The sequence below is a fragment of the Bacillus cereus group sp. MYBK245-2 genome, from assembly GCF_051916145.1.
GTDB classification, from domain to species: Bacteria; Bacillota; Bacilli; order Bacillales; family Bacillaceae_G; genus Bacillus_A; species Bacillus_A pacificus.
On the sequence record NZ_JBQAGB010000028.1, the window covers coordinates 26,784 to 38,682 of the forward strand.

Sequence of the window (11,899 nt, forward strand, 5' to 3'; positions counted from 1 at the left end):
TCCCTTTCTTCTTTACTCCATGTTTCCTAAAGTAGCTGCCATAACCGCTTTAATTGTATGCATTCTATTTTCAGCTTGATCAAATACTTTTGAATGTTTACTGCGGAATACTTCGTCAGTTACCTCCATTTCTTTCAACCCATATTTCTCATAAACTTCTTCGCCATACATCGTTTCAACATCATGAAATGCAGGTAAACAATGTAAGAAAATCACGTTTTCATTCCCTGTTGCTTTAATCATTTTCATATTTACTTGATAAGGTTTCAATAACTCGACACGTTCAGCAAATTTTTCTTCTTCCCCCATAGACACCCATACATCTGTATAAATTACATCTGCATTCGCAACAGCTTCTTCCACATTACTTGTTATCATTACCTGTTCATTATATTTTTTTGCTAAATCAATTACTTCTTGTGCAGGCCATAAAGTTTCCGGTGTACAAATACGTACATCCATTCCAACGATTGCTCCACCAACTAGTAAGCTATTAGCAACATTATTTCGTCCATCGCCAACGTAAACGAGCTTTACATTTTTCAATTTCCCTACATGTTCTCTAATTGTTAATAAATCTGCTAGTGTTTGTGTTGGATGCCACATGTCTGTTAATCCATTCCAAACTGGCACGCCAGAATTTTGTGCTAAAGATTCTACAGTTTCATGATTAAATCCACGAAACTCAATTCCGTCAAACATACGCCCTAACACTTTTGCTGTATCCTCTACAGATTCTTTTTTCCCAAGCTGAATATCACCTTTCCCTAAATATTCAGGATTCGCTCCTAAATCTGTACATGCTACTGTAAATGCACAACGCGTACGAGTGGAAGTTTTTTCAAATAAGAGCGCTACATTTTTACCCTCTAAATAATGATGCGGGATACCATTTTTCTTTTTCTCTTTTAATTCTGCTGCCAAATCTAGAAAATATAACAATTCTTCTTGTGTAAAATCTTTTTCTGCTAGAAAGCTTCTTCCTTTTAAATTTGGTCTAGTCATTAACATACTTCATCCCTACTTTCTCCGTTATTTATACTAAATATCTTTACGAACGATTGGCATACTCATGCAACGTGGACCCCCACGACCACGAGATAATTCCGAACTTAGCACCTCAATCACTTCTATACCGTGTTCCCGTAATAACGTATTGGATACATAGTTGCGATCATATGTAACAACTACACCTGGCGCGATTGCTAATGTGTTCGAGCCATCATTCCATTGTTCACGAGCAGAAGCAATTACATCTCCTCCTCCACATGGAATAAGAACTAATTCACTTAAACCTAATACTTCTTTTAATGCTTCCATTAAAGAAGTACGATGTGTAATTTTAAGAGTTTCCTCATCTGATCCTTTTTCTAAAATATAAATATTCATATTCCCTTTTGGCCCTTGAATGGCTGGGTGAATTGTAAACTTGTCATAATCAACCATTGTAAATACTGTATCTAAATGCATAAATGCTCGACATTTTGGAATTTCTATTGCTAACACTTTCTTAATTTTATTTTGTCGGCTAAAGAGATTTTTAGCTAAACGTTCAATTGCTTTAGCTGAAGTACGAGCAGATACTCCAATCGCAATTGTTTCTTCATTTAAAATTAGCTCGTCGCCACCTTCAATTGGAAATTTATAATCACGATCTAACCAGATTGGTACATTATGTTTTGCAAATCTTGGATGATATTTAATGATGTACTCCATGAATAATGATTCACGTCTACGTGCTGGTTCTCTCATCTTATTTATCGTTAAGCCATCGCCCACGCTAGCTGCTGGATCACGAGTAAAATATAAATTAGGCATTGGATCTAAGTAAAACGGATAATGATCTTCCATTAATTCATATAAATGTCTCTTCTTACTTGTTTCAATTTCGTTTTTCCGTACACCGCCCATAATTTTTTGAATTAATTCTTCATTTGAAAAGGAAAGTAAATATTCTTTTAAAGTTTGATGTGCAACATTTACGTCGGCCTGTCCTTCTTTTAAAATACGATCAACAAATTCTTCTCGAAGTTTTTTATCTACTAACGCCTCAGCGGCTAGTTTTTCTAAATAAAGAACTTCAACACCCCGATTGCGTAACGTTTGTGCAAAATAATCATGCTCTTTTTGAATAATTGGTAAGTATGGAATATCGTCAAATAATAATTGCTGCAAATAATCTGGCGTCAAGTTTTCCACTTCTTTACCCGGTCGTTTTAATAAAACCGTTTGTAATTCCCCAATTTCTGAAGTAACATGTATCGGATGTTTCATTTGTTGTACCTCCTTTTAAATATGTTTGATGTCTTACAAGTACATAATAAATGCTCTGCACTTTCATCTTTGTGAAAGCATCCACATTATCATTGTGAAATATTAAACAAGTTATTTTTTTAAAATCATACGAATATGTATTTTTATACCAAACTATCTCGCTTTCTCAATAAAAAATACATATATTACGCATATATGTTGAATATTTAACTTCCGTATTTACACAAAAATCCTGTTTTTAATTTTTATTAAAAACAGGATTTTGCATCTAAATAATTAAATTTAACCTTTCTTCTAAAATCTCCCTATCTGATTTCGACTGAGAAATTATAAGGCATGTATCATTTCCACATATACATCCTATTTTTTCTTTCCAATCTAACTCATCAAATAAAACACCAATAACATGTGCATTTCCAGGTAATGTTTTAATAATCATTAATTGATCTACACAATCAATTTTCACAACAACCTCCCGTAATTTTTTCTTTAACTTTATATCAGTTTGTAAATGCTCTTCTGAGAAAATTTTATATATCATCAATCCTTCTTGAGAAGGTACCTTCGTTAAGTTTAACTCACGAATATCTCGAGAAACCGTAGCTTGTGTTACTAATACGTCTTTTTTTGCTAACAATTCTACTAATCTTTCTTGCTTCTCTATTTCATACTCTTTTACAAATTGTTTAATTAATCGTTGTCTTTTTTCTTTTTTCATAAAAGACACCCCTTTTAATATTATAGCTCGCTATAATTTTCATCCGAAAGGGACAGAAAAGAATGTTGCGGAAACGTTCATAGTTTATATCTTTTAACTATAGATATTAAATCTAGCTAAAAAAGAGAAGAACAGCATTCTGTTCTTCTCTTTTACATTGAAAATCGTTCAATTGTTTGTTTCAAGTCTGTTGCTTGCTTCTCTAAATCCTTTAATAATTGATCGATCGCTATCATATTTTTAGATTGTTGCAACGTTACACGTGCTACTTCTTGTGAACCAGCTGACGTTTCTTCAGCAATTGCTGCTACAGCCTTCGTCTGTGCACCTGTTTGATGAATGTGACTCACTTGTTCATTCATATAGATACTAATTTGCTTCGTTGCATCCGCTACTTCCATAACACTTGATGACATTTCTTTTAAAATTAATTCGGTAGCTGCCCCACGTTTCGCCTCTTCTTTAGCTATTTTCACTTGTTCTGTCATTTTCGTTGCAACTTGTTGCACTTCCTCTTGCATATTCCGTAATAACTGCGATATATTTCTTGCAGAATGGTCACTTTCATCTGCAAGTTTACGTACTTCTTCAGCTACAACGGCAAAGCCCCGTCCATGCTCTCCAGCACGAGCAGCCTCAATAGAAGCATTAAGTGCTAATAAATTTGTTTGGCTAGCAATCTCACTCACAACAGATACAATATGTTCTACTTGTTTCATTCTTTCCTCTAACTTCTGTACATTTTGCATTGAATCTTCATTTTCTTTCGCCAATGTTTGAATACCTTGAATTAAAGACGTAAAGACACGCGTACTATGCCCTAAAGCTTGAACCATTTCTGAAGACAACTCATCAGACTGTTTTGCTTTCTCTTCTACTTCACTTGCAATAGAAGTTGTTGTATCAACAGCGGAAACAATCGCTTGAATTGATGCCGCTGATTGCTCAGCGCCAGAAGAAATCTCTGCAAGAGTTTCAGAAACACCTTGTGCTTGTTTCGTTGCTTCGCCAGTTTGTTTTCTAATTTGCTGTACTTGATTGTTTGTATACGAAAATGTTGTATCAATATTTTTTACCATGCCCCTTAAGTTCCCAAGCATCATATTAAATGCAATACTTAAAGATTTAATTTCATCATCAGTCTTCGGTAACGGAACATCTTCACGAATGTCTCCTTCAGCCGCTTTTCTCGCCGCCTCCTCTAACTTTCGAAGCGGTTTAATTAAAAATATGGCTGCTCCATATGCTAAAATTCCAGACCATACTACCCCTAATAACATAACGATAATATTATATGCAGTTTGACTTACATAACTTTGAAAATAATCATATATCACATAAATAAAAAATATACTTGTTGAATATGTAATTAAAGCTAAAACTGTAGTGAATAGCATAAGTTGTGTACGTAAGCCAAAGGAAAATGCCTTCCTTTCTTTTTCCATCTCTTCTTTCCCCCTTTTTATAAGTAATATAAGTACTACCTATATATTATTATCCATATTTTCGTTATAGAAAGATATAGGGATTTTAAAAATCATTATTCCCTTGAATATCAAATCAACTAAAAAAAATAAAGGATTCTGACAATTTGTGACTAATAACAGAAATAAGGGGCAACATTTGTAAAATATATTTTTGACTGGGGGTTTTGTATGATTCAGGTTCGAAATCTAGTAAAATCATTTGGCTCACTTGACGTTTTAAAAGGAATTGATTTAGAAGTACAAGAAAAAGAAGTTGTCGTTTTAATTGGTGCCAGTGGTTCCGGTAAAAGTACATTACTTCGCTGTCTTAACTTTTTAGAAATGTACGATGAAGGTGAAATTCACTTACAAGGTGAACGAATTGATCCAAAGCATTCAAATTTAAACAAAGTCCGCGAAAATGTCGGTATGGTTTTTCAGCACTTTAACCTCTTTCCCCATATGACCTCACTAGAAAACATCATAGAAGCACCTATTCATGTAAAAAAATTAGAAGCAGCAAATGCAAAAGAAATCGGAAATCTGCTTCTGCAAAAAGTCGGCCTACAAGATAAAGCAGATGTAACGCCCCATCTCCTATCAGGTGGTCAAAAACAGCGTATTGCTATTGCACGAGCTCTTGCTATGAATCCTAAAATTATGCTATTTGATGAACCTACCTCAGCTTTAGACCCTGAACTTGTTGGAGAAGTATTGCAAGTTATGAAAGAACTTGCTGAAGAAGGAATGACCATGGTTATTGTTACTCATGAAATGAATTTCGCAAGAGATGTAGCTGATCGCGTCATTTTTATGGATGATGGAAAAATTGTAGAAGATGCTCCGCCAGCACAATTCTTTTCAGCTCCATCACATGAACGAGCGAAACAATTTTTACGTAACGTTTTATAATATAACTTCTGTTTCAAACGAAAAGAAATACATTCATACGGTGCACAACTAATCATCTAAATAAAATATTTCAATAACATACTTAAAACCATCCGTATGATCAATATATAGGAGGGGTTTTATGAAAAGAAAACTATTAACCATTGTTGCGAGTATTACATTATGCACATCCTTTATACTAGGAGCCTGTAGTAAGGAAAGTGCTACTACTTCTTCAAATGGTGAAAAAGAATTTCGTTATGCGATGAGTGGCTTATATAAACCTTTTAACTATAAAGAAAATGACGGAAAACTTGTCGGTTTTGATGTAGAACTAGGTGAAGCACTTGCGAAAAAAATGAATATGAAACCAACCCCTATTACAAATCCATGGGAAACGCTAATCCAAGGTCTCAAAGCGAAAAAGTATGATGTAATACTGGGCAGTATGGCAATTACAGAAGAACGCTTAAAAGCTGTTAATTTCTCAAATCCTTATTATCGTTCTGGTGCCCAAATTTTTGTAGCTAAAAAGAATACATCTATCTCTTCTCCAGAAGATTTAAAGGGTAAGAAAATTGGTGTTGTAAAAGCTAGTACCTTTAAAGACCTCGTTGCAAAATATACAGATCAAATTACAGAATACGATAGCGATATTACTGCACTTATGGACTTAGAGCCTGGACGTATCGACGCAGTAATTACAGATCAAATGGTTGGTTTACGCATGATCAAAGAAGGTAAATCAAATATAAAAGAAGCTGGAAAACCACTAAACCTTGATGAAATGGGAATTGCTATTCGTAAAGATGATAAAGAAATGGTCGAGAAAGTAAATAAAGCTTTAGATGAAATTATTAAAGATGGTACGTATGAAAAGATCAGTAAAAAATGGTTTGGGCGTAATATTCTTGGTGAAGAGGAAAAAACGAAGTAATTTAGCCCTTCAAAGTTTCCATAAATCATGCCCCACTTTGTGTGGGGCATTTCATTCTCTACTAAAATCTATACAATATGAGGTGAAACGCATGTTTGAAATTTTTATCTCTACCTATCCCACACTCTTAAAAGCTACTATTGTCACATTACAATTAACACTAACATCCCTATTACTCGGTTCACTAATTGGATTACTATTCGCTTTCTTTCGAATCTCTAACAATAAAGTTTTAAATAGTATTGCTCACGTATATATCGCCATTATTCGTGGTACACCTTTAATTGTTCAAATCGCCATTCTCTATTTTGGGATTACATCCGTTGTTGTTTTTACTCCTTTTTGGGCAGGAGCCATTGCTTTAGCAATCCATAACGGTGCATATATTACTGAAATTTTCCGCGGCTCTATCCAATCTGTCGATCGTGGACAAATGGAAGCTGCTCGCTCTCTAGGGATGCCGTATTCTTTAGCAATGCGACGTATTGTATTACCGCAAGCATTTCGTCAATCTATTCCTCCTTTAGGAAATCAATTTATTATTGGATTAAAAGATTCTTCACTTGTTGCTTACGTAGGATTGTCCGAATTATGGGGGTCAGGTTTATCAATCGCTGCAGGGAACTTCCAACAATTAGATACATATATAATCGTTGGTTTATATTATCTCGTGCTCGTTCTCCTATTCACTTACCTTGTTAATCTTTTAGAAAAACGATTACAGCGAAAAGAAACAAACTCCGTTCAAATTAATACAAAGAATAAAAAAGAAGTCTCTTTATAAGAAAAAGCAAGCCTGAGATGGCTTGCTTTTTCACTGCAACATATATCAATTTTTACTGATTTACTTTTTTAATACTCTCTTCTTCCTCTATATGTTCCTCACGATATGAAATATTATGAGGATCTAGCCCATTTCCTAAAGAACCATAGAAATGCTCTCTATGCGGATCCACTAATTCACTTCCTTGATAATACACACGTGGTGTATTCCATAGCGCTGCCAAAGCTTTTGTCATCGGCATCTCATGATAGCGTTCCGGCCACATTTCTTTAATTTTCTCTTTTACTAACGGGTAGTATTTAGAGCTCATAGCAGGGAACAAATGATGTTCTGTATGATATGAGAAATTGAAATGTAAAACGTCTACCCAACGCGGCACTGTTACTGATAAACAGTTTGCTAACGGATCATTTACTGGAACAATTGGATTTAAGCGGTGATTTGTTGCGATATATGCCATTACAATAAAGTTAGCAATTAACAATGGAATCACATATGCAAATAACCATTTTCCAGGTCCCATAATAAACAATAAACTAATCCAAACAGTCCAAGGCAAAAGAAGTTGAAGCCATACAGATTTTTGATTGGATGACTTAAACTCTTTTATAAAATGAAAGAACATTCGAGTCGAATGCAATGTAAATTGAATTGTTAGTGACAGAAAACTAAAGAATGAACGTACATGAAGAGGCATGCGATATACCCAGCTCAAAAACTTACTCTTTTTAAGCTTCTCAAGTGTAGGCCATGCATCTGGATCATTCTCTTCATGTTGTGTATGAACGTGATGCGTTGCATTATGCCACTTTCGCCAAAGTTTAGGACCTGTTGATAATGGCATAAATGCAATCGCTCCTAAGAAATCACGAAGCCATGCCTTTCTTACAACAGTTCCATGTAAAATTTCATGCCCTAAAAACCCAAGTGAAGCAAAACATAATCCAAGAACGATCGCAATTCCTAGATTAGCCCACACATTCAATTCAAATACACCAATCGATATTAACCCCGCCAATGCCACAAGCAAATAAGCCAGTCCACCAAACAGACGAGTAGGAACTGGTTTAAATGCCTTTTTCGGCAAATGTGGTGATACACGTGCTGCATACCACCCAAACGTATGAAGCTCCTTCATCCTTTTGCCCCTTTCTTATGCCGCGCCTTGCGCAACTTACATATATCAATTCTTGCTTCCAGATTGATTTTACTAGGTGATTAAAAAAGCCTCTATTATAAGGAAAATATACTCACTCTATCGTCACTTACTTTTCGCTTTTATTATCAATGAAAAACATTTCTCTTTTTACTCTCTATCAACCTTTCCACATGATAAATCATATCAATAGAATTTCCACATTGTCAATAACTTTTATGACCTAGTAATAAAAGTTGGTTATATTTTTATAATTATACTTTATTTCACTAAAGAAAAAACATAGATTTTATAAGGTTTCATCCATTATGCATATACGTACTTTTCCATGCTATAGACTCTATCTTATTCAAGAACTCTCTATGTAAACAACAAATACACTCATCTAAATCTAGTTTTACACAACTTCTACCTCTTCATACCGACAACATCTGATAATTATATTAAGATAATTTCATCTTTCTTTTAAATAAAAATAGCCTCCCTCTCAAACAGCACACATGAATTTCATATCATATGGAAATATTAAAAGGAAAATTGTTCTAAATCAGGAGGTTTCCTTAATGACAAGCGATACATTTCCACAATTCCCATCATCTTATTGGATTGAATCTACTCAAATCCCGACTTTTCCCCCTTTATCTGAAAATATAAAGACAAAAGTTGCTGTTATCGGTGCTGGTATTACAGGTATTACTACTGCCTATTTACTTGCAAAAGAAGGCATCGATGTTGTATTACTTGATTCTGGTCTTATTTTAAACGGGACGACTGGGCATACAACAGCAAAGATAACAGCGCAACATGATCTTATTTATGATGAATTAATCAATCATTTCGGTATGGAAAAAGCCGGGCTTTACTATGAATCAAATAATCATGCTCTACAATTTATTAATGAAACTGTGCAAACATATAAAATCGACTGTAATTTCTCAAATGAAGATTCATATTTATATACAACTACCGATAAGGGATTAAGAAGTTTATCGAAAGAATATGAAGCCTATCAAAAATTAAATATACCTTGTGACTATGTTCAATCTCTATCGATTCCAATTCCAGTACAATCTGCACTTGTCATGAAAAATCAAGCCCAGTTTCATCCCCTTCTTTATTTGAAAACACTTTTAGAAAAGTTTGTGGAGATGGGCGGAAAAGTTTACGAACAAACGACTGCTATGGATGTAGAAAAAGGAGATTCTCCACAAGTCATTACAAAGGGCGGACATCGCATTACTTGTGAATATGTTGTCTCTTGTTCACACTTTCCTTTTTATGATGCGAATAGCTTTTTCTTTACGCGAATGTACGCAGAACGCTCTTATGCTCTTGCTATTAAAGCAAAAACAGATTATCCAGGTGGCATGTATTTAAGTATTGATGACCCAAAACGCTCCTTACGCTACACAACAAGCAATGGGGAAAAATTAATTTTAATTGGCGGAGAAAGTCATAAAACAGGACAAGGAATAAACACGATGCTTCATTACGAAGCACTTTATTCTTTTGCGGAAGCAACGTTTGGAATAGATGAAGTTCCTTATAGATGGTCAGCACAAGATTTAATTACGCTAGATAAGCTCCCTTATATCGGACATATTAACGAAAGTAATCCAAATATATTTGTTGCAACTGGATATCGTAAATGGGGAATGACAACTGGAACTGCTGCCGCTCATTTACTGAAGGATTCCATTCTAAAAGTAGACAGTCCATATAAAGAACTGTATGCACCATCACGCTTCCATGCAAATCCAGATATAAAAACGTTCCTCTCCCAAAACCTTGATGTTGCGAAACATTTAATTGAAGGAAAGATTGAAACTGCATTACGTAAACCAGAAGACCTCGAAGTTGGTGAAGGATCTGTCGTACATGTTAATGGGAAACGAGCAGGTGCTTATAAGGACAAAGATGGAAAATTACATATTGTCGATACAACTTGTACACATCTCGGCTGCGAAGTTGAATGGAATAATGGTGATTGTACTTGGGACTGTCCTTGCCACGGTTCACGCTTTTCAATTGAGGGAGATGTTATTGAAGGTCCGGCAGATCAACCGTTAAAACGAGTTGATAATGAGTAAACAAATAAAGAATTTCAACAGAATGACTGTTGAGCTTCTTTATTTGTTATAAAACCTTTTCATATAAATTCCGATACAAGAAGGAAAATATTAACACCAAATAAAATAATATACTCATCTACAAATAAAAAGGGGGAATACTATGCAACCTTCAGCTCCACCTCATCTAGAATTTACAGAAACTATCTTTTCGAGCTCTATTACAAAACTTGTTGTTTTTATTTGTTGGCTAGCTATTCTAGCTGATGGATATGATTTAGGTATTTACGGTGCCGTTCTGCCAAAGCTCCTAGAAGACAAAAGCTGGGCACTTTCGCCGGCACATGCTGGTACAATTGCTAGCTATGCTTTATTTGGTATGTTTATTGGCGCTATTCTAGTTGGAACCATTACAGATCTAATTGGACGGAAATGGACGCTTATATGCTGCTTAGCACTTTTTTCTATCACAATGGGCCTAGCTGCACTTGCTCCTTCTCCCGAATTATTTGGTTTATCTCGGTTTATCGGAGGAATCGGATTAGGTGGTGTTATTCCAACAGCTTCAGCACTTACTGTTGAATATTCACCAAAAAAGCGACAATCTTTTATTTATGCTCTTATGTTTACTGGCTATCCTTTAGGGATCGTGTTAGGCGCTATTTTGTCGATGTTTATGTTAGAAGGTTTCGGATGGAGAACTATGTTTGGCATCGGAATGATTCCACTACTCCTTATTCCTTTCATTATTCGTTATTTACCTGAATCCATTCAATTTTTATTATCACGTAATCGCCAAAAAGAAGTTGACCAAATCCTTAATCGTTTTCAAATTGAATTCTATGTGAAAGATGAAACGCATCAACCCTCATCTAATATGCGAAAGAGAAATGGATTTCTTACTTTATTCTCAAAAGAATACAGAAAAGCAACGCTGCTCTTTTGGATCACTTATATAATGGGTATGTTTTTAATATACGGTTTAAATACTTGGTTACCTCAGATGATGCGACAGGCAGGATACCCTCTTGGATCTAGTTTATCATTCCTACTTATGCTAAATATTACTGCCGCTATCGGTGCATTATTTGCTGGAGCAATCGCCGATCGTATAGGAGCTAAAATTGTTATTAGCATCTCCTATCTTATGGCAGCTATATGTATTGGACTATTAACAATTAAACCATCTGTTACAATCATCTATCTTTTAATTGGTCTTGCTGGAATTGGATCAGTTGGCATTACCCAAATATTAAATGCATATGTAACACAATACTTCCCATCACATATCCGAGCTACTTCCTTAGGCTGGGGACTTGGACTTGGCCGAGTTGGCGCAATTACTGGTCCTATTCTTGTCGGTATTATTATGACAATGCAATATGACTTAGCATGGAATTTTTACTTATTCTCATTTGCAGGTCTTCTTGCAGCTATATCTGTTTTCATTATTCCTACAAAATAAAAAGAGCACAAACTTATGAACTGCACCTCCAATTGTTAGACACAGTCTAACAATTGGAGGTGCAGTTTTTCTATGGCTAAATTTACAGCTGATGAAAAAATACAAATCGTTTTACGTTATTTAAACGGAAATGAAAGTT

The 11,899-nt window shown here is 35.0% G+C and carries 10 protein-coding genes and 1 pseudogene; 5 read left to right on the forward strand and 6 right to left on the reverse strand.

Annotated elements, in window-relative coordinates:
* Window positions 1–12: 12 nt before the first annotated feature.
* The 5 genes and pseudogenes from argF to ACTFRN_RS27360 form a co-directional block, all read right to left on the reverse strand.
* The gene (gene argF / locus ACTFRN_RS27340) at window positions 13–1,011 is read right to left on the reverse strand and encodes an ornithine carbamoyltransferase (RefSeq protein WP_000930298.1); all 999 of its coding nucleotides are present in this window, start codon (window positions 1,009–1,011) and stop codon (window positions 13–15) included.
* Between the two features lie 30 nt (window positions 1,012–1,041).
* Window positions 1,042–2,274: an arginine deiminase gene (gene arcA, locus ACTFRN_RS27345; protein ID WP_000682328.1), complete on the reverse strand. Its 1,233-nt coding sequence runs from the start codon at window positions 2,272–2,274 to the stop codon at window positions 1,042–1,044.
* A gap of 268 nt (window positions 2,275–2,542) precedes the next feature.
* The gene (gene argR / locus ACTFRN_RS27350) at window positions 2,543–2,992 is read right to left on the reverse strand and encodes an arginine repressor (RefSeq protein ID WP_000711838.1); all 450 of its coding nucleotides are present in this window, start codon (window positions 2,990–2,992) and stop codon (window positions 2,543–2,545) included.
* Window positions 2,993–3,144: 152 nt separating this feature from the next.
* The gene (locus ACTFRN_RS27355) at window positions 3,145–4,095 is read right to left on the reverse strand and encodes a methyl-accepting chemotaxis protein (RefSeq protein ID WP_414834319.1); all 951 of its coding nucleotides are present in this window, start codon (window positions 4,093–4,095) and stop codon (window positions 3,145–3,147) included.
* Window positions 4,087–4,437: pseudogene (locus ACTFRN_RS27360) on the reverse strand (HAMP domain-containing protein); the annotation flags it as partial. The gene ACTFRN_RS27355 and the pseudogene ACTFRN_RS27360, both read right to left, overlap by 9 nt.
* Before the next feature lie 210 nt (window positions 4,438–4,647).
* Between ACTFRN_RS27360 and ACTFRN_RS27365 the strand changes: the two are divergent.
* The 3 genes from ACTFRN_RS27365 to ACTFRN_RS27375 all read left to right on the forward strand — a co-directional run bounded on the left by ACTFRN_RS27365 (window position 4,648) and on the right by ACTFRN_RS27375 (window position 7,070).
* On the forward strand, window positions 4,648–5,370 hold the full coding sequence (locus tag ACTFRN_RS27365) for an amino acid ABC transporter ATP-binding protein (protein ID WP_000616942.1): 723 nt from the start codon (window positions 4,648–4,650) through the stop codon (window positions 5,368–5,370).
* Window positions 5,371–5,491: 121 nt separating this feature from the next.
* The gene (locus ACTFRN_RS27370) at window positions 5,492–6,286 is read left to right on the forward strand and encodes an ABC transporter substrate-binding protein (protein ID WP_000823738.1); all 795 of its coding nucleotides are present in this window, start codon (window positions 5,492–5,494) and stop codon (window positions 6,284–6,286) included.
* Window positions 6,287–6,377: 91 nt separating this feature from the next.
* Window positions 6,378–7,070, forward strand: coding sequence for an amino acid ABC transporter permease (locus ACTFRN_RS27375; RefSeq protein ID WP_000461543.1), 693 nt, complete (start codon window positions 6,378–6,380; stop codon window positions 7,068–7,070).
* Window positions 7,071–7,122: 52 nt separating this feature from the next.
* Here the strand turns inward: ACTFRN_RS27375 and ACTFRN_RS27380 are convergent, their stop codons facing one another.
* The gene (locus ACTFRN_RS27380) at window positions 7,123–8,208 is read right to left on the reverse strand and encodes a fatty acid desaturase family protein (protein ID WP_000661225.1); all 1,086 of its coding nucleotides are present in this window, start codon (window positions 8,206–8,208) and stop codon (window positions 7,123–7,125) included.
* A 581-nt stretch (window positions 8,209–8,789) separates the two neighbouring features.
* Between ACTFRN_RS27380 and ACTFRN_RS27385 the strand changes: the two genes are divergently transcribed.
* Complete coding sequence (locus ACTFRN_RS27385; RefSeq protein WP_000199953.1) at window positions 8,790–10,316, forward strand: FAD-dependent oxidoreductase; 1,527 nt, start codon at window positions 8,790–8,792, stop codon at window positions 10,314–10,316.
* Between the two features lie 142 nt (window positions 10,317–10,458).
* Complete coding sequence (locus tag ACTFRN_RS27390; protein ID WP_001183071.1) at window positions 10,459–11,760, forward strand: MFS transporter; 1,302 nt, start codon at window positions 10,459–10,461, stop codon at window positions 11,758–11,760.
* Window positions 11,761–11,899: the final 139 nt, after the last annotated feature.